General features: G+C 71.7%; 22 protein-coding genes. 13 read left to right on the top strand and 9 right to left on the bottom strand.

Going from position 1 to position 23,010, the window contains the following annotated elements; translation table 11 throughout:
- The first annotated feature begins 119 nt into the window (after window positions 1–119).
- Window positions 120–968: an RNA-binding protein gene (locus ACZ4XX_RS26030; RefSeq protein WP_468510281.1), complete on the top strand. Its 849-nt coding sequence runs from the start codon at window positions 120–122 to the stop codon at window positions 966–968.
- A gap of 148 nt (window positions 969–1,116) precedes the next feature.
- Here ACZ4XX_RS26030 and ACZ4XX_RS26035 read toward each other — a convergent pair whose 3' ends face one another.
- Window positions 1,117–1,536, bottom strand: coding sequence for a MerR family transcriptional regulator (locus ACZ4XX_RS26035; protein ID WP_468510322.1), 420 nt, complete (start codon window positions 1,534–1,536; stop codon window positions 1,117–1,119).
- A 127-nt stretch (window positions 1,537–1,663) separates the two neighbouring features.
- Between ACZ4XX_RS26035 and ACZ4XX_RS26040 the strand changes: the two genes are divergently transcribed.
- On the top strand, window positions 1,664–3,637 hold the full coding sequence (locus ACZ4XX_RS26040; protein ID WP_468510282.1) for an APC family permease: 1,974 nt from the start codon (window positions 1,664–1,666) through the stop codon (window positions 3,635–3,637).
- Between the two features lie 174 nt (window positions 3,638–3,811).
- Here ACZ4XX_RS26040 and ACZ4XX_RS26045 read toward each other — a convergent pair whose 3' ends face one another.
- On the bottom strand, window positions 3,812–4,453 hold the full coding sequence (locus ACZ4XX_RS26045; RefSeq protein ID WP_468510283.1) for a hypothetical protein: 642 nt from the start codon (window positions 4,451–4,453) through the stop codon (window positions 3,812–3,814).
- Between the two features lie 230 nt (window positions 4,454–4,683).
- On the opposite strand from ACZ4XX_RS26045, the gene hemL reads away from it, so the two are divergent.
- From hemL to ACZ4XX_RS26085, 8 genes are all read left to right on the top strand, one after another.
- On the top strand, window positions 4,684–6,030 hold the full coding sequence (gene hemL / locus ACZ4XX_RS26050; protein ID WP_468510284.1) for a glutamate-1-semialdehyde 2,1-aminomutase: 1,347 nt from the start codon (window positions 4,684–4,686) through the stop codon (window positions 6,028–6,030).
- Window positions 6,027–6,734 (top strand): histidine phosphatase family protein, encoded by a 708-nt coding sequence (locus ACZ4XX_RS26055; RefSeq protein ID WP_468510285.1) that lies wholly within the window; start codon window positions 6,027–6,029, stop codon window positions 6,732–6,734. The genes hemL and ACZ4XX_RS26055 overlap by 4 nt, the downstream gene beginning before the upstream one ends.
- Before the next feature lie 265 nt (window positions 6,735–6,999).
- Window positions 7,000–8,295, top strand: coding sequence for a polysaccharide deacetylase family protein (locus ACZ4XX_RS26060; protein WP_468510286.1), 1,296 nt, complete (start codon window positions 7,000–7,002; stop codon window positions 8,293–8,295).
- 98 nt (window positions 8,296–8,393) lie between these two features.
- A complete protein-coding gene (locus ACZ4XX_RS26065; protein WP_468510287.1) occupies window positions 8,394–8,999 on the top strand; it encodes a TlpA family protein disulfide reductase in 606 nt (201 codons plus the stop codon).
- Window positions 9,000–9,003: 4 nt separating this feature from the next.
- Window positions 9,004–9,741, top strand: a complete 738-nt coding sequence (locus tag ACZ4XX_RS26070) for a cytochrome c biogenesis CcdA family protein (RefSeq protein WP_468510288.1) — start codon at window positions 9,004–9,006, stop codon at window positions 9,739–9,741.
- Window positions 9,742–9,746: 5 nt separating this feature from the next.
- Window positions 9,747–11,486 carry a cytochrome c biogenesis protein ResB gene (resB, locus tag ACZ4XX_RS26075; RefSeq protein WP_468510289.1) on the top strand — a complete coding sequence of 580 codons (1,740 nt, stop codon included), beginning with the start codon at window positions 9,747–9,749 and terminating at the stop codon, window positions 11,484–11,486.
- Entirely contained in the window at window positions 11,483–12,571 is a 1,089-nt protein-coding gene (ccsB, locus tag ACZ4XX_RS26080) for a c-type cytochrome biogenesis protein CcsB (protein WP_468510290.1), read from the top strand. Before resB ends, ccsB begins: the two co-directional genes overlap by 4 nt.
- 32 nt (window positions 12,572–12,603) lie before the next feature.
- Window positions 12,604–13,137, top strand: a complete 534-nt coding sequence (locus tag ACZ4XX_RS26085) for an SRPBCC domain-containing protein (RefSeq protein WP_468510291.1) — start codon at window positions 12,604–12,606, stop codon at window positions 13,135–13,137.
- Between the two features lie 46 nt (window positions 13,138–13,183).
- Here ACZ4XX_RS26085 and ACZ4XX_RS26090 read toward each other — a convergent pair whose 3' ends face one another.
- The 5 genes from ACZ4XX_RS26090 to ACZ4XX_RS26110 all read right to left on the bottom strand — a co-directional run bounded on the left by ACZ4XX_RS26090 (window position 13,184) and on the right by ACZ4XX_RS26110 (window position 18,666).
- Window positions 13,184–14,755 carry an ABC transporter substrate-binding protein gene (locus ACZ4XX_RS26090; protein ID WP_468510292.1) on the bottom strand — a complete coding sequence of 524 codons (1,572 nt, stop codon included), beginning with the start codon at window positions 14,753–14,755 and terminating at the stop codon, window positions 13,184–13,186.
- 4 nt (window positions 14,756–14,759) lie between these two features.
- Window positions 14,760–16,820: a hypothetical protein gene (locus tag ACZ4XX_RS26095; RefSeq protein ID WP_468510293.1), complete on the bottom strand. Its 2,061-nt coding sequence runs from the start codon at window positions 16,818–16,820 to the stop codon at window positions 14,760–14,762.
- 150 nt (window positions 16,821–16,970) lie between these two features.
- A complete protein-coding gene (locus ACZ4XX_RS26100; protein WP_468510294.1) occupies window positions 16,971–17,906 on the bottom strand; it encodes an isopenicillin N synthase family dioxygenase in 936 nt (311 codons plus the stop codon).
- The gene (locus tag ACZ4XX_RS26105) at window positions 17,899–18,351 is read right to left on the bottom strand and encodes a nucleoside deaminase (protein WP_468510295.1); all 453 of its coding nucleotides are present in this window, start codon (window positions 18,349–18,351) and stop codon (window positions 17,899–17,901) included. Before ACZ4XX_RS26105 ends, ACZ4XX_RS26100 begins: the two co-directional genes overlap by 8 nt.
- A gap of 6 nt (window positions 18,352–18,357) precedes the next feature.
- Window positions 18,358–18,666 (bottom strand): winged helix-turn-helix domain-containing protein, encoded by a 309-nt coding sequence (locus ACZ4XX_RS26110; RefSeq protein ID WP_468510296.1) that lies wholly within the window; start codon window positions 18,664–18,666, stop codon window positions 18,358–18,360.
- 150 nt (window positions 18,667–18,816) lie between these two features.
- Here ACZ4XX_RS26110 and ACZ4XX_RS26115 point away from each other — a divergent pair, with 150 nt between their 5' ends.
- Window positions 18,817–19,047 carry a hypothetical protein gene (locus tag ACZ4XX_RS26115; protein WP_468510297.1) on the top strand — a complete coding sequence of 77 codons (231 nt, stop codon included), beginning with the start codon at window positions 18,817–18,819 and terminating at the stop codon, window positions 19,045–19,047.
- Between the two features lie 289 nt (window positions 19,048–19,336).
- Here ACZ4XX_RS26115 and ACZ4XX_RS26120 read toward each other — a convergent pair whose 3' ends face one another.
- Window positions 19,337–20,665 (bottom strand): MFS transporter, encoded by a 1,329-nt coding sequence (locus ACZ4XX_RS26120; RefSeq protein ID WP_468510323.1) that lies wholly within the window; start codon window positions 20,663–20,665, stop codon window positions 19,337–19,339.
- 302 nt (window positions 20,666–20,967) lie between these two features.
- Between ACZ4XX_RS26120 and ACZ4XX_RS26125 the strand changes: the two genes are divergently transcribed.
- Window positions 20,968–21,159, top strand: coding sequence for a hypothetical protein (locus ACZ4XX_RS26125; RefSeq protein WP_468510298.1), 192 nt, complete (start codon window positions 20,968–20,970; stop codon window positions 21,157–21,159).
- Window positions 21,160–21,292: 133 nt separating this feature from the next.
- Complete coding sequence (locus ACZ4XX_RS26130) at window positions 21,293–22,222, top strand: DMT family transporter (RefSeq protein ID WP_468510299.1); 930 nt, start codon at window positions 21,293–21,295, stop codon at window positions 22,220–22,222.
- On the opposite strand, the gene ACZ4XX_RS26135 is transcribed toward ACZ4XX_RS26130, so the two are convergent.
- Window positions 22,125–23,009 (bottom strand): LysR family transcriptional regulator, encoded by an 885-nt coding sequence (locus tag ACZ4XX_RS26135; RefSeq protein WP_468510300.1) that lies wholly within the window; start codon window positions 23,007–23,009, stop codon window positions 22,125–22,127. The two genes, ACZ4XX_RS26130 and ACZ4XX_RS26135, sit on opposite strands and share 98 nt — an antisense overlap.
- Window position 23,010: the final 1 nt, after the last annotated feature.

Consider the following 23,010-nt stretch of genomic DNA (forward strand, 5'->3'; position numbering starts at 1 on the left):
GGTCCCGGACCCGGCCGCCCCGGTGGCCCGTGCGGTCGACAGGCCCTCTTGTGCGGGCCGGGGAACCGCTCCAAGGTGCTCGGAAGAGGCACATTTCCGGCCGGGGAGGGAGCAGTCGTATGTCCGGGACGCAGGCTTGGGGATTCACGGACGACAGAGGTACGGAGCTGGGGGCGGCCCGCACGCCACGGCGGGTGGTCGCGTACGTGCGGGCCGGGGCCGCGCTCTGCGACCTGGGCGTGACGCCGGTCGCGGTGTACGGCTCCGGGCACGACGGGGACGCCCTCGACCCGGCGAAGGAGGGCGGGCTGACTTCGGCCGCGGTGACGTATCTCGGGCCGGGCCGGGTCCTCGACGAGGGGCTGCTGCGGGAGCTGCGGCCGGACGTGATCGTCGACGTGACCTACGACGGGAAGAGCCCCTACGCGCTCGACGAGGCCGTCGCCGAACGGCTCGGGGTGCCGCTCGTCGCGCTCTCCGTCGGCAACGAGCTCACCCTGCCGGCCATCCTCGACCGGTTCGCCGCGCTCGCGGTGGGTCTGGGGGCCGCGCCGGGCGACGGGGCGACCTCCGAGGGGTCCCCGGCCGGTCTCCGGGCCGCCGAGGACGAGCTCCGGGAGGTCGCCGCGCGGACCGGGCTCGGGGTGCTCGCCCTCTCCGGGGCCGGTCGCGACCAGGTGCACCTCGCCCGGCCGCTCGCCTGGCCCGAGCTGGCGAGGCTCGCCGAGCTCGGTGTACGGCTCGTCGACCCGGGCCCGGGGCCCGGGGCGAACTGGCTCACCGGTGACTGGGGCCGGGCCTCCGAGCTCCGGCCCGACCTGGTTCTCTTCGACAGCAGGGCGCACGCCACGACGCCGGACGGGGCCCTGTCCGGTGTCCGGTTCACGCCGTGGAACCCGGAGACCCCGCCCAGTCCGGCCGCGTACGCGCGCTTCTTCCGCACGCTGGCCGCGGCACTCGCCGACTGAACCGGCGCGTAGCGCGCGCCGCGCGGCGTCGATGCCGGGCCCGGGCCGTCGATGCCGGGCCCGGGCCGCCGCCGGGCCAGAGTGGCCAGGCCGGGTAGAGGCCACGCCGGGTAGGGGCCGAGCCGGGTGGAGGCCGGGCCGTGAGCGGTCAGGCCGGGGTCGCCGTGAGGCGGGTCCTGCGGAGCGAGTCGGCGAACTCCTCCGCGCGGGAGAGCTGGGCCCGCAGCTCGGCGACGCGCTCCGCGGCGGCCTGCTCGTAGCCGCGGACGCGGGCCACGAGCGCGGCCCGCTCGTCCGGGTCGAGCTCGGTGTCCGTGCCCGCGCGCTCGGCGGCCAGCAGGTCCACGGCCCTGAGGAGTTCGCGGGTCTCGTCGAGGGTGAAGCCGAGCGGCTTCATGCGGCGGACGACCATCAGCCGGGACACGTCCGCGTCCGTGTAGAGCGGGAAGCCGCCCGGCGAGGCAGCGGAGGGGACGACCAGGCCGCTGTCCTCGTACTGCCGGATGGTGCGCAGGGACAGCTCGGTCCGTGCGGCGACCTCGCCGATCTGCATGGGCTCGCCGGCCATCCGCACTCCTCGTACTCCGCTCACGCGTCAGGTTCCTTCCTCGTACGGGGTTCCCACCGGGCGTACGGGGTCCCCACAGGGCGCGGCGTCCGCGCATTACATACCATTCGTCCTAACTTCATCACTTATGAGAGCTGGAAGTGCGGCGAAACGCCTGCTCGTAGGTCGTCCGTTGGACAGCGGCCGGCTCGGGGAGACCCTGCTGCCGAAGCGGGTCGCCCTGCCGATCTTCTGCAGCGACCCGCTCTCCTCGGTCGCGTACGCCACCGAGGAGATCCTGCTGATCCTGGCCCTCGGCGGCCTCGCCGTGCTCCATCTGGCCTGGTACGCGGCGGTCGGCATCGTGATCCTGCTCCTGGTCGTCGTCGCCTCCTACCGGCAGACCTGCTACGCCTATCCGGGCGGCGGCGGGGCCTATGTCGTCTCCGCCGAGAACCTCGGGCAGACCGCCGCGCTCACCGCCGCCTCCGCGCTGCTGATCGACTACGTCATGACCGTCGCCGTCTCGGTCGTCTCCGGGGTCGCCGCCATCACCTCGGCCGTCCCCTCGCTCGACGGGCACGCCGTGGCCATGTCGGTGTTCTTCGTGGCCGTGCTGGCCTGGCTGAACCTGCGCGGGGTGCGGGAGTCGGGGCGCTGGTTCGCCGTTCCGACGTACGCCTTCATCGCGGTCATCTATCTGATGTTCGCGGTGGCCGCGGTGCGGATGGCCACCGGTGCGACGATCCGGGCCGAGTCCGCCGACCTGCCCGTCGAGGCGGTCTCCACCTACTCGGGGATCGCGCTCGTGCTGCTCGCGCTGCGCGCCTTCGCCTCCGGCTGCACCGCGCTGACCGGTGTGGAGGCCGTCAGCAACGGCGTACCGGCGTTCGCCAAGCCCAAGAGCCGCAACGCGGCGATGACGCTCGCGATCATGGGCGGGCTGTCCGTGACCATGTTCTTCGGGATCACCGTGCTCGCGATGGTCTACGAGGTGCATGTCGCCGAGGACCCCACCGAACTCGGGCTCGCGCCCGGCACCCCGATGTCCACCGCGCTCGCGCAGATCGGACGGGCCACCTTCGGCGACTGGCACGTCCTCTTCTACGCGCTTCAGGCCGTCACCGCGGGCGTCCTGATCCTGGCGGCCAACACCGCCTTCAACGGCTTCCCGATGCTCGCCTCGGTCCTGGGCCGCGACCGCTACGCGCCCCGCCAGCTCTTCCACCGCGGCGACCGGCTCGTCTACTCCAACGGCATCGTCCTCCTCGCGCTCGCCGCGATCGTCCTCATCGTCGCCTTCGACGCACAGCTGACCCGCCTCATCCAGCTGTACATCCTCGGCGTCTTCGTCTCCTTCACCCTGTCCCAGGCCGGCATGGTCAAGCACTGGCGGCGAGAACTCGCCACACCCGCGGGCCGCGCCGACCGGCACGCCATCCACCGCCGTCTCGCGATCAACGCCTTCGGCGCCTGTCTGACGGCGGTCGTCCTCGTCATCGTCCTCATCACCAAGTTCACCCACGGCGCCTGGATCGTCGTCATCGCGATGCCGGTGCTCTTCGCCGGGATGAAGGGGGTGCGGCGGCACTACGACGCCGTCGCCGCCGAGGTGGCCGTCGCCCCGGGGCAGCGGCCCCGCGTCCTCGCCGGGAACCACGTCCTCGTCCTGGTGGCCTCGGTGAACGCGCCCAGCCTCCGGGCCCTGTCGTACGCGAAGGCCCTGCGTCCCGCCTCGCTCACGGCGGTCACCGTCGCCGAGGACCCGGCCGAGGCGGAAGTGCTCCGCGCGACCTGGGAGGCCCATGGCATCGACGTGCCGCTGCGGGTGCTCAGCTCCCCGTACCGCTCGATCGTCCAGCCGGTCCTGCGGCACGTCAGGGAGGCGCCCGAGCGGACGGGGGACGCGGTGATCTCGGTGGTGATCCCCGAGTACGTGGTGGGCCACTGGTGGGAGCAGCCGCTCCACAACCAGAGCGCGCTGCGGCTCAAGACCCGGCTGCTGTTCATGAAGAACGTCGTCGTCATCGACGTGCCGTACCGCCTCGCCTCCGCCCGCGAGCTGGCCGCCGAGCGCGCGAAGGCGGCGGACGCCGCGAAGGCGGCCGAGGACCGGACCTGACCGCGGGCCGGACGGCGTGCCCTCCTACCGGAGCCGCGGGCCGTTCCTCCCGGAGCTACCGGCCCTGACCGCGCCGCCGTTCCTCCCGGGGCTACCGGCCCTGACCGCGCCGCCGTTCCTCCCGGGGCTACCGGCCCTGACCGCGCCGCCGTTCCTCCCGGGGCTGCCGGACCCCTACGGCCACACCAGGCAGTACGGCTGGTGGCCCGCCTCGTGGAGGCGGACCGAGAAGTCCTGCCACTCGTGGAGCAGCTGGTAGACGTCGAAGGCGTCGCGCGGGCCGCCGCGGTCCGGGACCGTGGACCAGATGAAGGCGGCCGCGCCGACCGACTCCTCGCCGATCGCGCGCAGCGGGTCGACCACGGTCATCGGCAGCTTCACCACGGCGTAGTCCGGGTGCAGGACCACCAGCTCGAGCGGCGGCACCTTGTTCAGGGGCATGCCCTGGATGCCGGTCAGGACCATGGCCGCTATGGTCTCCGGCTTGATCTTGGTGAACATGCCGCCCATGCCGAGCTCGTCGCCGCCGAGCTCCTCCGGGCGCATCGAGATCGGGACGCGGGCCGCCGTGGCGCCGTCGGGCGCGCCGAAGTACTTGTACGTCACCCCCAACCGGCCACTCCCGCTCGCGCCTCCGCCGACCGGATCTCCCGGAGGGCCCGATGTGCCGGGGACGCCGGGAATGCCTGGACTGCTCGGAGCGCCCGGGGTTCCCGAGGTCGAGTCCTCGCCCCGCCGGCGCCGGTGCTTCCCCCGGCGGGCAGACTCCGGACCCATGTCGTCCGTCCCCTCGCCCGGTCCGCCACCGCGATGCATATCTCCACCCGACTGCTTTTTCTCGGCAACACGACCCCGCCGCGCAACCCGATCATCGTGTCAGTGACCTCCCCCGCGTTCGTACGGTGAAACACCTGTCCGCAAGAACGCCGTGGCCTCTGACACCATGGATTCCGTGAGCCATCCCTATGACGCCCCAGTTTCGCAGACGCGGACGGCGAACGCCCCGGCGTAATACTCAGGAAGTTCACACCCTCTCTCCGTCCCCGATGTCGTGCCCGAAGTCGTTCTCGCAGGTCAGGATCACAGTGCCGTATTCATACGAAGCCCCAGTCTCACAGACGCTTTTCGACCGCGCTTCCCTCGTGACGCCCGGCGGCGTGAACTCACCGGTACGTGCCTTCCGGGCCGTGGGCGGAACGCCCCGGTTCATGGTGTCCGGTTCCGGTCCCTACCTCACCGACGCGGACGGTCGTGAGTACGTCGACCTGGTGTGCTCGTGGGGGCCGATGATCCTCGGCCACGCGCACCCGGAGGTCACCGCCGCGGTGCAGCAGGCCGTCGCCCGCGGCACCTCCTTCGGTACGCCGGGCGAGGGCGAGGTCGCGCTCGCCGAGGAGATCGTGGCGCGCGTCGAGCCCGTCGAGCAGGTACGGCTCGTCTCCTCGGGCACCGAGGCGACGATGTCCGCGATCCGGCTCGCCCGCGGGTTCACCGGGCGCGCGAAGGTCGTCAAGTTCGCGGGCTGCTACCACGGCCACGTGGACGCGCTGCTCGCCGCGGCCGGTTCCGGTGTCGCCACCCTGGGGCTTCCCGACACGCCCGGCGTGACCGGCGCGCAGGCCGGGGACACGATCGTGCTCCCCTACAACGACCTGGAGGCCGTGCGGGCCGCGTTCGCCGCGCACCCCGGCGAGATCGCCTGTGTCATCACGGAGGCCTCGCCGGGCAACATGGGCGTCGTGCCGCCGGCCGCGGGCTTCAACCAGGGCCTGGCGGACCTGTGCCGGGAGAACGGCGCGCTGTACATCTCCGACGAGGTGATGACCGGTTTCCGTACGTCGAAGGCCGGCTGGTACGGCGTCGACGGCGTCAAGGCCGATCTGCTGACCTTCGGCAAGGTCATGGGCGGCGGCTTCCCGGCCGCCGCGTTCGGTGGCCGCGCCGACGTCATGGGGCACCTCGCCCCGGCCGGTCCGGTCTACCAGGCGGGCACCCTCTCCGGTAACCCGATCGCGACGGCCGCCGGACTCGCGCAGCTGCGGCTGCTCGACGACGCGGCGTACGCGAAGGTGAACGCGGTCTCGGCGGAGATCCAGGGCCTGGTCACGGGCGCGCTCGCCAAGGAGGGCGTGGCGCACCGGCTGCAGACCGCGTCCAACATGTTCTCGGTCTTCTTCACCGCCGACGAGGTGCGGAACTACGACGAGGCGAAGCAGCAGGAGGCCTTCCGCTTCAACGCCTTCTTCCACTCGATGCTGGCCGACGGCGTGTACCTGCCGCCGTCCGCCTTCGAGTCCTGGTTCGTGTCGGCCGCGCACGACGAGCGGGCGGTCGAGCGGATCGCCGCCGCCCTGCCGGCCGCCGCCCGTGCCGCCGCGGAGGCCACGGCATGAGCGACAGCACGCAGGGCGCTCACGGCGCCGGCCAGGACATCACCGTCGTCCATCTGATGCGGCACGGCGAGGTGCACAACCCCGACGGTGTCCTCTACGGGCGCCGCGCCGGCTACCACCTCTCCGAGCTCGGCCGGCAGATGGCGGACCGGGTCGCCGAGCACCTGGCCGAGCGGGACATCACGTACGTCGTCGCCTCCCCGCTGGAGCGGGCGCAGGAGACGGCGACGCCGGTCGCCAAGGCGCACGGTCTGGATCTGGCCACGGACGAGCGGCTCATCGAGGCGGCGAACGTCTTCGAGGGCAAGACGTTCGGCGTCGGTGACGGGGCGCTGCGCAAGCCGGCGAACTGGAAGCACCTGACGAACCCGTTCCAGCCGTCCTGGGGCGAGCCGTACGTCGAGCAGGTCGTCCGCATGATGGGGGCGCTCGACGCGGCGAAGGACGCGGCCCGCGGGCACGAGGCGGTCCTGGTCAGTCATCAGCTGCCGATCTGGATCGTCCGCAGCTTCGTGGAGAAGCGCCGGCTCTGGCACGATCCGCGGCGGCGCCAGTGCACGCTGGCCTCGCTGACCTCGTTCACGTACAAGGGCGACAGGATCGTCTCGGTCGGATACAGCGAGCCGGCGCGGGATCTCGTTCCGGCGCATCTTCTCGCCGGCGCGAAGCCGGTGAAGGGGAAGTCGAAGGCCTTCGGAGCGTAAGCCTTCTTGAGCGGGGCGTAGTTCTTCCGAAGCGTGCGGTGGCTCTTCCGGAGTCGCGTGTAGTCCTTCGGTGAAGGATTGTGTTCCCGCTGGACAGCGCGGGAGTCGGCGGTCCACAGTTCAGGGCGATCGGGTGGTGTTCATGCCAACCGGTCGCCCTGAAATTTTTGTGCGATTTCCCGGAACCTCCGTGTTCCTCCCGGCATCTCACTCATTGTCGGTTTGGATGACGTTTCGTTAATACGTCAGCGCGAATGGGGATGTCATGCGCGGGATCAGTGGGATCAGTCGAAGGGGGCTGCTCGGGGCGGGCGTTGGCGCCGCGGCGGCGATGGGTGTCGCCGCGTGCAGCAACGGCAATCAGGGCAAGTCGGGGCGTTCCGGGCCTGGCAAGGGGGGTGACGTCTCGGCGGAGCCGAGCACGAGCACCCCGACCAAGGACGACGCCAGGCTCATCGGCGACGGTTCCACCGCCGACACCGGCAAGCAGCCGCACCAGCCCGACACCCCGGTCCCGCTCGAACCCGGCCAGACCCCGCCCCAGTTCGTGATCTTCTCCTGGGACGGTGCCGGCGAGGTCGGCAACGGCCTCTTCCCGCGCTTCCTCGAACTCGCCAAGAACCACGACGCGGCGATGACCTTCTTCCTCTCCGGGATCTACCTCCTCCCCGAGTCGAAGAAGAACCTCTACCGCCCGCCGAACAACCGCGTCGGCGCCTCGGACATCGGCTACCTCACCGACGGCCACATCAAGGACACCCTGAAGTACGTCCGGCAGGCCTGGCTCGAAGGCCACGAGATCGGCACCCACTTCAACGGGCACTTCTGCGGCGGCTCCGGCTCCGTCGGCAACTGGACCCCGGCCCAGTGGCAGAGCGAGATCGACCAGGCCACGAAGTTCGTCACCGAGTGGAAGACGAACAGCGGCTGGACCGACCTCGACCCGCTGCCCTTCGACTACTCGAAGGAGCTCGTCGGCGGCCGTACGCCCTGCCTCCTCGGCCAGGACAACCTGCTGCCCACCGCCAAGCGGCTCAACTGGCGCTACGACGCCAGCTCGCCCGGCGGCCGGCAGGTGTGGCCCACCAGGCGCCAGGGCATCTGGGACCTCCCGCTGCAGGCCGTGCCCTTCCCCGGGCACTCCTTCGAGGTCCTGTCGATGGACTACAACATGCTCGCCAACCAGTCGAAGAACACGACGAAGGGCATGCCCTCCCGCTACCCGGGCTGGCGCAAGCAGGCCACCGAAGCGCTCCTCGGCGGCTTCACGCGCGCGTACGAGTCGAACCGGGCGCCCTTCTTCATCGGCAACCACTTCGAGCAGTGGAACGGCGGCATCTACATGGACGCCGTCGAGGACGCGCTCAAGGGCATGGCCGGCAAGAAGGACGTCCGGCTCGTCTCCTTCAGGCAGTTCGTCGACTGGCTCGACGTCCAGGACCCGAAGATCCTCCAGAAGCTGCGCTCGCTGGAGGTGGGACAGAAGCCGGCCGGCGGCTGGAATACTTTCCTCAAGCCCGCGACGGACGGCGCGACGGCCTCGTCGACCCCGTCCGCATAGTCGCCCGCCCTGTCCGCTTAGGTGATCTTGACAAGGGGCTTTCCGGGCACGTAGGGGGGTGCCCAAGATCCCCCAAACGCCCATGCGAAACTTTTCACATGAGCCTTAGCCGTGCCCCTCGACGCACCCTGCTCGCCGTCGGAGTGCTGTCCGCCGCCCTCACGCTTTCGGCCTGCAGCGACGACAGCAGCGGCAAGTCCGGCGGCGGTGGCAACACCAACTTCGTGACCAACACGGGTGGTATCGCCACCGCGCCCAAGGGCGAGCGCGCGGCCACCGGAGAGCTCGCGGGCGAGACGCTCGACGGGAAGCAGCTCGACGTCGCCGACCTCAAGGGCAAGGTCGTCGTCCTCAACGTGTGGGGCTCCTGGTGCGCCCCGTGCCGCGCCGAGGCCCCGCACTTCGCGAAGGTCGCCAAGGACATGGAGGGCAAGGGCGTCGAGTTCGTCGGACTCAACACCCGCGACCCCAACAAGCAGCCCGCCCTCGCCTTCGAGGAGGACTACGGGGTCACCTACCCGAGCCTCTACGACCCGCAGGGGAAGCTCATCCTCTTCGGCTTCCCCAAGGGCACGCTCTCCCCGCAGTCCATCCCCTCCACCGTCGTCCTCGACAAGGAGGGCCGGATCGCGGCCCGCTCGCTCATGGCGCTCAACGAGGAGAAGCTGCGGTCGATGATCGACCCCCTCCTCAAGGAGAAGTGAGCCGGTGAACGAGACCGTCACCAGCGGAGCCCTGCTCCTCGCGCTTCCGGTCGCCCTCCTCGCCGGCCTGGTCTCCTTCTTCTCGCCCTGCGTCCTCCCGCTGGTCCCCGGCTACCTCTCGTACGTGACCGGCGTCTCCGGCACCGACCTCGCCGACAGCCGCCGCGGCCGGATGACCGCCGGGGCCGTCCTCTTCGTCCTCGGCTTCACCGCCGTCTTCGTGTCCGGCGGGGCGCTCTTCGGCTACTTCGGGTCGACCCTCCAGGAGTACCGCGAGACGCTCACCACGATCCTCGGCGTGCTCATGATCCTCATGGGCGTGTTCTTCCTCGGTCTGATGCCCTGGTTCACCCAGCGCGAGTTCCGCTTCCACCGGAAGCCCGTCGCAGGCCTGGTCGGCGCGCCGCTGCTCGGCGCGCTGTTCGGCATCGGCTGGACCCCGTGCATCGGCCCGACGCTCGCCTCCGTCAACGCGCTCGCCCTGGAGCAGGCGAGCGCCGGCCGCGGCGCGCTGCTCGCCTTCGCGTACTGCCTCGGCCTCGGCGTGCCGTTCGTGCTCGCCGCCATAGCCTTCCGCAAGGCGCTCGGGGCGTTCGGGTGGGTCAAGAAGCACTATGTGTGGGTCATGCGGATCGGTGGCGGCATGATGCTCGTCACCGGTGTCCTGCTCCTCACGGGCGCGTGGGACAGCATGGTCGCCACGATGCAGGGCTGGTCCAGCGGTTTCACGGTGGGGATCTGAGTTCGATGAGCAAGACCGATACGACGGAGACCGAGCGCAAGGCCGACGAAGCGGCCGGCGCCCAGCTCTCCACCGCCCCCGTCGAGGAGCGGAGCGAGAGCGTCATCGGCGGTCCCACCCTCGGGATCGTCGGCTGGGTCCGCTGGTTCTGGCGGCAGCTGACCTCCATGCGGGTCGCGCTGATCCTGCTCTTCATGCTCTCGCTCGGTGCCGTCCCCGGCTCCCTCATCCCGCAGACCAGCGCGGACGAGATGAAGGCGCAGGCCTTCAAGGACGCCCACAAGACGCTGACGCCGCTGTACGAGAAGCTCCAGTTCTTCGACGTCTACAGCTCGGTGTGGTTCTCCGCGATCTACATACTGCTGTTCGTCTCCCTCATCGGCTGCATCGTGCCGCGCAGCTGGCAGTTCGTCGGCCAGCTCCGCAGCCGCCCGCCGGGTGCGCCGAAGCGCCTCGACCGGCTCCCCGCGTACACCACCTGGCGCACCGCGGCCGAGCCCGAGCAGGTCCACGAGGCCGCGCTCACCCTCCTCAAGGGCCGCCGCTTCCGCGCGCACACGGCGGGGAACGCGATCGCCGCGGAGAAGGGCTATCTGCGCGAGGCCGGGAACCTGGCCTTCCACGTCGCCCTGATCGTGATGCTCGTCGCCTTCGCCTGGGGCCAGCTCTTCAAGTCCGAGGGCGGCAAGCTGATCGTCGAGGGCGACGGCTTCTCCAACACCCTCACCCAGTACGACGACTTCAAGTCCGGCTCGCAGTTCGGCATCGACGAGCTGGAGCCGTTCAGCTTCAAGCTCGACGCCTTCGACGGCACGTACGAGAAGAACGGCCCGCAGCGCGGCACCCCGCGCACCTTCGAGGCGAAGGTCTCCTACTCGCAGGGCGGCGCCGACAAGAAGGCCGTCATCCGGGTCAACGAGCCGCTGAAGGTGGGCGACGCCAAGGTCTATCTGATCGCCCACGGCTACGCGCCCGTCGTCACCGTCAAGGACGGCAGGGGCAAGACCGTCTTCCACGGCGCCGTGCCGCTGCTGCCCATCGACAACAACGTCACGTCCACCGGCGCCGTCAAGGTGATGGACGGCTACCGCGACAAGAACGGAAAGAAGGAGCAGCTGGGCTTCAGCGCCCTCTTCGTGCCGACCTTCGCGGGCGAGGGCAAGGGCACGATGTTCTCCCAGTTCCCGGGGCTCGACTACCCGGTCCTCGCGCTCACCGGCTACCACGGCAGCCTGGGCGTGGACTCCGGTCTGCCGCAGAACGTGTACCAGCTCAACACCTCCAAGATGGAGCAGTTCAAGATCGACAAGGGGACCGGGTTCGCCGAGCGGCTGCTGCCCGGCAAGAGCATGGCGCTGCCCGACGGCGCCGGCTCGATCACCTTCGAGAAGGACATCAAGGAGTGGGCGAGCTTCCAGGTCTCGCAGCAGCCGGGCAACGGCCTCGCCCTCGCGGGCGCGATCGCCGCGATCGCCGGTCTGACCGGCTCGCTCTTCATCCAGCGGCGCCGCGTCTGGGTCCGGGCCGTGCGCGGTACGGACGGCGTGACCGTCGTCGAGATGGCCGGTCTGGGCCGCAGCGAGTCCGCGAAGCTGCCGGAGGAGCTCGGCGACCTCGCGGTCGCGCTCACGGCGGACGCGCCGCCGGCACCGGACGCCGATCCCCAAGCCGATCCGGAAGACGTACCGGAACCCGCGGAAGAACCCGCAGAAGACCCTGCCCCTTCTGGAGAGGCCGACAAGTGATCCTCGCCGCCACGACCAACGAGAGCCTGGCGCGGATGAGCGACCTGCTCATCTACTCCTCGATGGCCGTCTACACCCTGGCCTTCTTCGCCCACATCGCCGAGTGGGTGCTGGGCAGTCGCAGCAAGGTCGGCCGTACCGCCGCCGCGCTCACCTCCCGCGCCCCGGCCGCCGGCTCCTCCGTGACCGTCCAGGTCAAGCAGGCGGCCGGTGGCACGGCCGTCCTGGAGAAGCCGAAGGTCGTCACCCGGTCCGCGGCCGGCACGCGTGACGTCCCGGACGGCCCCGGCGCCGCCGGCGGCACCGTCAAGGGCGACCTGTACGGCCGTATCGCCGTCTCGCTCACCGTCCTCGCCTTCCTGGTCGAGGCATCGGGCGTGGTCACCCGGGCGCTCTCCGTGCAGCGGGCCCCCTGGGGCAACATGTACGAGTTCTCCACCACCTTCTCGACGGTGGCGGTCGGCGCGTACCTCGGCTTCCTCGTCGCGAAGAAGAACGTGCGCTGGCTCGGCCTGCCGCTGGTCACCACGGTCCTGCTGGACCTGGGCATGGCCACCACCTGGCTGAAGACCCCCAGTGACCAGCTGGTCCCCGCGCTCGACTCGTACTGGCTGTGGATCCACGTCTCCACCGCGATCTTCTGCGGCGCGGTCTTCTACCTGGGCGCCACCGCCACCCTGCTGTACCTCTTCCGCGACTCGTACGAGAACAAGCTCGCGACCGGCGGGAACCCGGGCGCCTTCGCCCGCTCCGTCATGGAGCGGCTGCCCTCGGCGGCCTCGCTCGACAAGTTCGCGTACCGGGTCAACGCGGCCGTCTTCCCGCTCTGGACCTTCACGATCATCGCGGGCGCGATCTGGGCCGGCGACGCGTGGGGCCGCTACTGGGGCTGGGACGCCAAGGAGGTCTGGTCCTTCATCACCTGGGTCGGTTACGCCGCGTACCTGCACGCGCGCGCGACGGCCGGCTGGAAGGGGCGGAAGGCCGCGTACATCGCGCTCATCGCCTTCGGCTGCTTCCTCTTCAACTACTACGGCGTCAACATCTTCGTCACCAGCAAGCACTCCTACGCGGGCGTGGAGTAGCGAGTGAGGGGCCCCGGGGCCACGCTGGTGGCATGAGCGAGATTCCCCGGGGCAGGTGCGAGACCCACGACGGGGACACGCACCTGCTGCGATTCGCCGTGGACCTGTCCCGCCCGCTGTCCGAGGTCTGGGATGCCGTCGCCACCCCCGAGGGGCTGGCGGGCTGGCTCTGCGCGGCGGACCCGCTGGAACCCCGGCTCGGCGGCCGGGTCACCCTCCGCTGGCTGAACGGCGACACGGTGGTGTCGGGGCGGGTGACCGCCTGGGACCCCGAGTACATGGCCGAGTACACGGTCGATCCGACGCACGGACGCATCCGGTTCCATCTGGAACCGGGGACGTCCGAGGGCGGCGGGTCGACCGTGCTGCGTTTCACGAACGAACTGCGGGCGGACCGGGAGTACCGGCTGGACTGCCTCGCGGGGTGGCACGACCACTTCGAGCGCCTCGCCGCGGCGCTGGACGGGCGCCCGACGGACTGGGCCGCCTGGACGCCCGAGCGGTGGCGGCATCTGCGCGCCCTGTACGAGCGGGACGAGGCGCGCTGGCCCAAGTGGGTGCCGTAGGTCCGACCGGGCCTGGAGCGCCACCGGTCCCGTTACCCGCTACTGGCTACCCCCGCTTCGGCGGGAGGCAGGAGGCGGCCGGGGGCCTGCCCTCCGGCCAGGCGATCTGGACGAAACGCTGGCTGCCGTCCTGGGCCAGTTCCACGATCGGGACCGCCTTGTTGTACGGGTTCCCGTAGTTGTCCAGGCAGATCCAGCCGCTCGCGCCCTGCACCCGCAGCGAGCCCTTGACCTGCGGCCACTGGGTGACCACGTCGGCGAGTTCCGGGTACCGGGAGCCCTGCGGGGTCGCCTGGCGGATCGCGTGCACCGCCGTCGCCATCGCGTCGTACGCGACGATCGCCTGGCCGTCCGCGAGCGGCACCGGCTCCTTCGAGGCGCGGGCGATGTCCGTCACGAAGGTCGAGTACGCCACCACCGAGCCGCCCGTCGCCGGGACCTTCCGCCCCGCCGCCTGCGCCCACGCGTCCGGATGGGCGAGCGCCGCGTACCGCACGGTCAGCTTCGCCTTCAGGGCGTTCCGGTCGAGCTGCTTGTCCGCGCCCAGGTACGAGCCCTCGTCACCGGTCAGGACCGTGAAGGCGCGGTCGAGGCAGCCGCGCGAGCCGAGGGCGTTGATGAACTGGCGCAGCTGGGTGTGGCGGCCCGCGAAGAAGACCGTCTCGGCGCGGGTGTCGCAGATCAGATGGGTGATCTGGCGGAAGGTGTTGGCGGTGGTTCCCTCGTCGGTGGGGTCGGCGGGCGAGGTGAAGAGCTGCGGCTCGTAGGGCGCGCCCTTGAGGGACGCGGCGAAGGCGGACTTGAGGGTGTCGGTGTAGTGGTCGCCGCTGCGGGTGTCCTGGACGAGGAGGGCCTTGGCGGCGTCGACGCGGCCGAAGTTCGCGAGGGCCTTGGCCTCGTCGTTGTTGGTGGGGGAGACGCGGGCGAGGCCGGGGTAGCGGTTGTGGCCGGGGCCGGGGCCGTTGGCGATGTCGTCGGCGGTGATGGTGGTGCCGACGACGGCGATCCCGGCGCCGGTGAGGGCGGTCACCGACTCGCGTACCTCGGTGGAGGAGGTGGCGACCCCGGAGACGGCCCGCAGCCGGTCGGGGGCGCCGGTCATGGCGATCAGCCGGTCGACGGTGCCGCGCCAGTGGGCGTTGCCCTTGCCGGTGTTGGCGAGGACGAGGCGGATCTTCGGGGTCTCGCTGTTGGACTCGTGGTTGGCCCGGTACTGGTAGGCGTACGCGCCCTGGACCTCGTGCAGCACCTTGACCCGCATGCCGCTGTCGGTGGAGGTCAGCGGCAGCAGGACGGCGACGGTGGCGTACTCGCCGGCCTTGAGGGTGGCGTTCTCGGCGCCGATGGCCCGGGCGACCTCGGCGAGTTCGGGTATGCCGAAGGCGTGGCCGTCGCCGTTGACGCCGACGCATTCGCCGCTGCCCTCCGGTCTTTCGACCCCCGCGGCGCAGGAACGGTCCTCCGGGGTGGTGAGCCGGGTGACGGCGTATCCGCCCAGGCCGAGGACGACGGCGGCGGTGACGAGGGACGCGACGAGCTTCTGGCGGGGGGTGCGGACGCGGCGCCGCAGCCGGTCGAGCGGTCGGCCGATGCGCGGAGCGGTCGGGCGGTCGGGCATGGCGTCAGACTCCGTCCTCGCGGCCCGGCGGCAGCGACAGCTCCCGCCAGGCACGGATGTCGCGCGGCCAGTGGGTGGCCGCGTCCCAGAGCGAACCGCTGCCCGTCAGATGACGGCCGGAGAGCCGGCGCAGTTCGTGCGCGAGGCGGTCGGCCACCTCGTCGTCGGGCAGTGCGAGCGGATCGGTGAGCAGCCATACGGCGTGCAGCAGCCGCCGTACGGACAGGTGGAGTTCGGTGGTGTCGACGTCGAGGCCGGGCGGGAGGTCCCCGGTCGGCCCCTGGCCGAGGGCGATCGCCCGGCGCGGGTCCGGACCGCTCCGGCCGTGCTCGCGGGGGTACGGGGCGGAGCCGATGAACCGCAGCCGCCCCAGCCAGCCGAGGACGTCCTGCTCCGGGAAGGTGAGCCGCAGCTGCGTCACGGCCTCCTCGGTGCGGCCGAGGGCCAGGTCGTGATGGAGGCGGTACGGGCCGGGCTCGGGGCCGTAGTGCCGGTGCAGGGTCTCGTGGACGGCGTGCCAGGCCGCGTACCGGGGATGGTCGCCGTCCTCGAAGCGGAGGCGGTGCAGGAGCAGGGCGCGCAGGAGCGGGTCGGCGACGAAGTGCCCGGGGCCCTCCGCCCAGTCCTCGGAACGCAGCTGGTCGCGGACGCGCAGCGCCACGTCCCCGTCCAGGGACTCGCCCTGGAGTCGGGCGTGGGCGAGCATCCGGGCGGACTCCTCGTCGTGGGCGGCGGCGAGCACGGCGTACGGGCCGGGCCGCCGCACCGGGAGGAGTTCGGCGAGGAGGGTGGGGGCGACGGGCACCGGCGGGGTGTCCTCGCGGAGTTCCACGGTCAGGTCGAGCAGCCCGCCCGGAGTGAGGCCCGCCCGCAGACGCTCCGGTGCCTCTCCGGCGGCCCGGCCGAGGAGGGCGACGCCGAGAGGGCGGCCGCCGGTCAACCGGTGCACGGCACGCGCGAGTTCGGTGGGCGTCCGGCCGGCCGGGTCGTGGTGGTCGAAGGCGGAACGGGTCTGGGACGGGGAGAGCGGCGTGAGCTCCACGGCGAGGATGCCGGAGCCGACGCGGGCGTCGCGCGGGCTGGGCGCCCGGTGCGCGGTCTCCGGCAGCCGTGTCCTGGTCGCGTTGCGCAGCCCCTCGTGCTCCCGGATCCGGGAGGCGGCGAGGACGACGACCCGGTCGCGGCGGCCCTCGGCGCGGGCGCGCAGGATCGGTTCGACGAGCTGCCGGCCGAGCGGTTCGTGGGCGTTGTCGAGGAGGACCAGCGGGCGGCCGATCCGCCCGCCGCGCCGGATCCCCACGTACGGGTGGAGGAGGTCCTCGGTCAGCGCGCCGACGAGGAAGCCCTCGGCCTCTGCGCGGCGCCTGCCGCCCTGCTCGAAGTCGATCGCCAGCTGCTGGAGGCCCGCCTTGCCCCGTCCGCCGGCGTTGCGATAGGTGCCGTACCAGCTCTCCGAGGTGCGCTGGAGGCGGCCGAACACCTCCTCGAGGACGGTCTCCACGGTCGCCTCGGCCAGCAGCCCGGCGAGCGGGACGGTGGCCTCGGCGAACGTGGCGGCCAGTTTGGCGAGCACCTTGCCGACCCAGTGGGTGGCCGCGCCCCTGGTCGGGTCGACGGTCGCGAGCAGCGGCCCGAGTCGCTGGAGGTCGTGCCGGGCCCGTTCGTCGTCCTCCTGCGACCAGCCGATCGAGGCGACCGCGACGAGCCCGAGCGACACCCGAGGGAACTTCACCGGCCGTGCGCCGAGCACCTTCGGCGACATCTGCACGGCGAGCTCGGCGAGGGCCCCGGTGAGCGGGGTCCAGCCGGGGCCGTGGTCGGCCGGCGGCTCGATGTGCGCGCAGTCGAGGAGCGCCAGCGGCGTGTACCCCTTGTAGCGGTTGCGGACCTCCTTGAGCAGGGCGGTCTTGCCCGTACCGCGCCCGCCGGTGAAGACGGTGACCGGCGGATCGTCACCGTGCTCGAACGGCACCCGGGAGGTGCCGTGCTTCGTGAGGCCGCTCAGACGCGCGACCAGTCCGGCCTCGTGCAAGGCCGCCTCGCGGCCGTACAGTTCCCTGTCCACGACCCGTCACCCCCGTTGCCCCCGTTACCCCCGTGACATCCAATTCCAGGATATCGACGGCGTGTTGGGAAAGCGGTGGGCTTTTCGAGTCTGCTTTCGAGTCGTTGTGAAGGCGTGTCCTCGGGGGCCCGGGCGGCGCCCGGGGAGCCGTCACTCCGTGGCGATCGCGTCGAGCTGTGCCCTGAGGTACCCGTGCGACTCGATGCCGTGGATCGTCGTCCCGGGCGTGCACTCGTAGAAGTACACGAGTGACATCAGCTCCTCCGTGGGGACGTCGGCCGGTGGCGGCAGTACGCGGTGGCGTCCCGAGCGCCATCGGTCGCCCGTCCAACCCGCCATCAGGTCACCGATGTTGACGGTGAAGGCAGCCGGATCGTACGGAGCGTCCTGCCAGCCGCCGGCATCGGTGAAGACCTGCAGGCCGCCCTTGCCCGCCTCCCGGTCCAGGACGGTGACCGTGCCGAAGTCCGTGTGCGGGCCGATCCGGAACTGGCCCGGCTCCGGCTCGCCCGTGCGCTCCCGCCCCGGGTACCAGTTGACGTTGAAGCCGAAGGTGGGGTGTCCGGTGTGCCGGGTGAAGAAGTCCCGCTCCTCGCCGAGGGCCACGCCGAGCAGGTCCAGGACCCGGTCCGAGAGCGTCTTCATCTGCGCCAGGTACGTCTCCACCAGCGGCTTCAGCTCGGGGACCTCGTCGGGCCAGGTGTTCGGCAGGAACCACTCGGCGTCCACGGCCGGGTCCCCGGTCGGCTCGTCCGCCGCGAAGGACAGCGACTCCTTCAGGTCGGGCGGGGTCGCCGTACCCTCCGCGTATCCGTTGGCCTCCGCGCCGGGCCCGAGCCAGCCCCGGCCGCCGACCCGCACGGCGTACCGCTCCTTGACGGCGGGCGGGAGGTGGAAGAAGCGGCGGGCGGAGGAACGGATCCCGGCCCGGAGGGCGGGGTCGACGCCGTGCCCGGTGACGAGGAGGAAGCCGGCCTCGCGGAGGGCGCGGTCGACGGCGGGCAGCTGCGGGGCCGCGTCGCGGGCCAGATCGATCGTGGGCAGATTCGCCTGGCACGCAGGTGCGCCACTCGCCTCTTCACTCATCGCCGATGTCCTCGTTCCAGAGAGCCGGTCGTTCGGCGATGAACTCCCGCATCAGCGCGGCGCATTCGGGATCGTCGAGCACGAGGACCTCCACCCCGTGCTCCGCCAGCCAGTCGTGCCCGCCGTGGAAGGTCTCCGCCTCGCCGACGACCACCCGCGAGATCCCGAACTGCCGCACCAGACCGGAGCAGTACCAGCAGGGCGACAGGGTCGTCACCATCGTCGTACCCCGGTACGAGCGCTGCCGGCCGGCCGCCCGGAAGGCGGCGGTCTCCGCGTGCGCCGACGGGTCCCCGTCCTGCACGCGCCGGTTGTGCCCGCGCCCGAGCAGCGCGCCGTCCGCCCCGTACAGCGCGGCCCCGATCGGGATGCCGCCCTCTTCCCGCCCGGCGCGGGCCTCGGCGAGGGCGACGGCGAGCCGGCGGTGGGCTTGTTCCTGGTCCATGCGGGACTACTTCCCCGGCGGACTCGTGTCCTCACACCTGCGGGTGTCCTCGGCCGTCGGGAGGGGGTCGACGACGAACGTCCCCTTGCCGTGGACGGTCAGGATCAGGCCCCGCTCGCGGAGGACCCGGGCGGCGCGGCGGACGGTGAGGTAGGCGACACCGTACTCCTCGGCCAGGTCTCGCTCGGCGGGCAGGCGGGAGCCTGGAGTCAGCTCTCCGGCCGAGATGCGGGCGGCGATGTGGTCGGCCACCGCGACGTAGATCAACTGGGGGCCCTGCGGGTCGAACTCGGGGATCTCGCCGTGGTCGTTCACACGACCAACGTAGGCATCGAAGACCTGTGCTAACCAGTAGTGAGCTATGCAGAGCTATACATGCCTCATAGGGTTGTCAGACACGAAGACCCCGGCGAGGTGGCTAGACCTCCCGGGGCATCGCCACCAACTACCAACGGAGTTGATGACGTGCGGAACCCTATCGCGCGCGTACTGGGCCGGGTCTGGATCCCGCTCCTCCTCTGGCTGCTCATGCTGACCCTGCCGCCCACCGGCAGGCACCGGCCCCGCCCGGCGGCGCCCCGTCACCGCGTTCCGGCACGGCGAGCGGCGCAGCGCAGCCGACGGCGGGCGCTCTGGTTCGCGACGGTCGGGGTCGACGTCGATCGCCGGAACATCCACGCCGGGGGCACCCGATGAGCCGCTGTGGGGCGCGGCGGTCCGTGTTCGCCGTCGCGGACGTGGTGCGGCCGGTGTGGGGCGGTTCCGTCTGTGTGCTCGCCGTCGGGCATGAAGGGCACCACCGTGACCGCGCGGGCGACGGCTGGTGGGTGACGCCGGAGATCGCCGACGCGGTGACCGTGTCCCTGCCGGCGGGCGCCCTCGGGGACACTCCCGAGCCGGAGTTCACGTCACCGCGCTGCATCGTCGGCCGCCACGACCGATGCCGGGACCACGTACCCCGAGACAGCGGCGTACAGGGGGTCCGTCATCTCGTGTGCGCGTGTCCTTGCCATCCGGCGCCGTCCGCCGTGTCCTGACGCCCCAGGACGGGCGCAGTCCCCGTTCCCGCGCCCCTCAGGCCCGCGCGAGGCTCGGCGTCGGGGCGGGTTCTGGCCGCCCAGCGGGTCGCCGGGCCCGTCGCGCAGCCGGCGCCGAGGAAGAGGGCGCCGAGCAGGAGCCAGCCGGGGACTCCCCAGGCCACCACGAGGACGGTGACCAGCGTCGGGCCGAGGGTGCGGGCGACGGCCACGCCCGTGCCGAAGAAGCCCTGGTACTGGCCGATCCGGTGCGGCGGTGCCAGGTCGAAGCCGATGTGCCAGGAGCCCGCGGAGTGCTGCATCTCCCCGATCACCTGGAGCACCGCGCCCGCGAGGAGGATCGTCACCGTGGCCCAGGCCGGGAGGCGGGCGGCCGAGGCCGCGAAGACGGCGCACGAGGCGAGGAGGATCAGGCTCGCGCGGCGCATCAGGCGGGAGGCGGACGGCAGATCCGTGACCGCGCGCGCCGTGCGCACCTGGAAGAGCATCACGGCTCCGGTGTTGAGGACGAACAGGACCGAGGCCAGCCAGGTGAGTGCGGGGAACCGGGTGGCGATCCACAGCGGGATCGCGAGGCTGAGCAGCGGCAGCCGGAGCAGGAGCACCGTGTTGACGAGCATGAGGACGACATAGGGCCTGTCGTGCAGCACGGCGGTGAGACGGGGTCCGGTGTCGTCCCCGTGTGCGGCCGCCCGGGCGGTGGTGCGCGAGGCCGGCAGCCGCAGCAGGATCAGCGCCGCGAGCAGGAAGCCGAGCGCGTCGACGGCGAAGGCGGCGAGGTAGGCGGGGCGGGTTCCGTCGCTCAGGGCGAGCCCGCCGAGCGCCGCGCCGACGGCCAGACCGGCATTGAGGGTCGACTGCAGGTGGGCGAGGACGCCGGTGCGCTCGGCCGGGGGGACGAGCTCCGCGAGCAGGGCCTGACGGACCGCCGCGAGGCCCGACTGGGCGGTCGCGTACAGGCAGGTCACCAGCACGAACGGAACGAACGAGTCGATGACGAGGAACGTCGCGACGATCGCCCCGGTGGCCAGGCTGAGGAGGACCGCGAGGTCGCGCGGTCCCCGCCGGTCGGCGAGGTGGCCGAGGGGCACGCCGGCCAGGGAACCGACGGCCCAGGCCAGGGTCAGGCCGAGCCCGAGCCGGGTCGCCGGCAGGCCGACGACGTGGGTGAAGTACAGCGCCGAGCAGGTGTAGTACAGGCCGTCGCCCACGGAGTTGCTCAGCTGGGCGGCGGCGAGGGTCCGGGCTGCCCCCGGGGGCGGCATGAACCGTGTGATCACAGGAACTCCCTTGGCCGGAGCCGCCCGTGAGCCGCTCACCGTTGCCGACGGGGCAACGTTAGGGATCAGGTGTCCCAGGGCTGTGGTCCATTCACGGCTCGCGGTCATGGGCCACTTGGTCGGTCCTCGTCTGCGGGTGCGGGCCTCCGCCGATCGCCGCGCGCCCGGTCCTCCGCCGATCGGCTGACGGTCGGGGTCCCACCGGCCCGGCGCCGGGAGGTCGGACCGTTCATGGCCTTGGCTTGCCGGGTGCTCCGCCGGTCGGCGGAGCGTTCCGCCGCTCTACCGAGAGGTCCTCCATGCGTTCCCTGCTGACCGCCCTCGCCACCGGTGCCCTCGTCCTCGGTGCCGCCGGCATCGCGAGCGCCGACGTCCACGTCGAGTTCGAGCCGGAGGCCTCGCACACCGTCGTCTTCGGCGACTGGCTCCAGTTCGCGCACGACGACGTCTTCAACGCCGGTCACGACAACACCGTCGGCTCCGACAACTGAGCCCCCTCCCGGACCGCCGCCCGCCGCGCACGGCGGCGGTCCGGGGCCCCATCGGCTCCGCCGATCGACCCCATCGGAAGGTCCCCCCACTGGCTCGTGGACCCGGATCCGGGGCGCTCGTAGCGTCGTCGTCATGAGAAACGAGACCAGGGGAACCGTCGAACTCACCCTCGCCATGGTGCTCTCCGGCACCCTCGGCATCTTCGTCGTGGAGTCGGGGGCGTCCCCCTTCGACGTGGTGTTCTTCCGGTGCCTCTTCGGGGCCGCCGCCCTCGGCGCGTACAGCCTGGTCCGCGGATACTTCACCGGGCACGGCCTCACCCCGGGGAAGTTCGGACTCGCCGCGCTCGGCGGGGTGTTCATCGTCTTCAACTGGGTGCTGCTCTTCGAGGCGTACGAGGCCACCTCGATCTCCTTCGCCACCGTCGTCTACCACACGCAGCCGTTCTTCCTGGTGGTGTTCGGCGCCGTGCTGTTCCGGGAGCGGATCACCGCCGCGAAGTTCGGCTGGCTCGCCGTCGCGTTCGCCGGGCTGGTGCTCGTCTCCGGGATACGGCCCGGCGACACCGCCTCGCTCAAGGGCCTCGGGCTCGCGCTCGGCGCCGCCGTCCTCTACGCCCTGTCGACGATCGTCACCAAGCGGATCACCGGCGTACGGCCGCACCTGATCGCCCTCGTCCAGGTACTGGTCGGCATCCCGCTGCTGCTCCCGTTCGCCGACTTCGGTGCCGCGTCGCAGCTCGGCGCCGGCTGGGGCTGGCTCGTCGGGCTCGGGATCATCCACACCGGGCTGATGTACGTCCTCATGTACGCCGCCTACGCCAAGCTGCCCACCGCCAAGATCGCGGTGCTCGCCTTCACGTACCCCGCCGTCGCCATGGGCGTCGACTGGGCCGCGTACGGGCATCACATCGGGCTCGTCCAGGCGCTCGGCGTTCCGCTGATCGTCCTCGCCAGCCTCAGGGTCACCCTCGCTGCTCGGACACCAGTCGCCGCGCCTGCTCCACGAACAGACGGACATGCGCCGGAAGCCGCTTCCCCCGTCGCCACGCGAGTTGGGTGAAGAGGGTGAACGGGGCCTCCCAGGGGAGTTCCACCAGGGTCCCGGAGGTCAGCTCCTCCGTCACCGTGACCCGGGGGAGCAGCGCCACGCCCAGGCCCGCGGCCACCCCGCGCTTCGTCCCCTCGATCGTGCCGAACTCCATGAACGGCGGGGACCATGCCGCGAGCTCGCGCTCGAACAGGTCGCGGTACGGGCAGCCCGGTTCGGTGCCCACCAGCTGCGCGCCCGCCACCTCGGCGGCGGTCAGCTCCGTACGGCCGGCCAGCGGGTGGGCCGGGCCCGCCACCAGGACCAGCGGCTCCTGGGCCAGGACCTCCGACTCCAGGCCCTCGTGCTCCGTCTCCGGCTCCATCAGGAAGCCGACGTCGTACGTGCCCTGCCGCAGCGCCTGCCGGGTCTCGTCGCCGAGGGTGGGGCGCAGGGTGAGGCGTACCCCGGGGTAGCGGTGGTGGAAGTACTCCAGGAGCGGTGGCAGCCGGTACGAGGTCAGGGACTCCATCGTTCCGACGGCGATCGTGCCCGTGGGGTCCGCGGTGGCCGCCACCGCCGTACGGGCCTCCTCCGCGAGCTCCGCCATGGCGCGGGCGTACGGCAGCAGGCGCTCGCCTGCCTCGGTGAGCCGGATGCGGCTGCCGAGACGCTCGAAGAGCTCCACCCCGAGGGACGTCTCCAGGGACCGGATCTGGGCCGTCACGCTCGACTGGGCGTACCCCAGTTCCGTCGCGGCCCTCGTGAAGGAGAGGACCGTCGCCACCTTCTCGAAGGTGGCGAGGAGTCTGAGTTCCATC

Source organism: Streptomyces sp. NPDC029956, assembly GCF_055574655.1.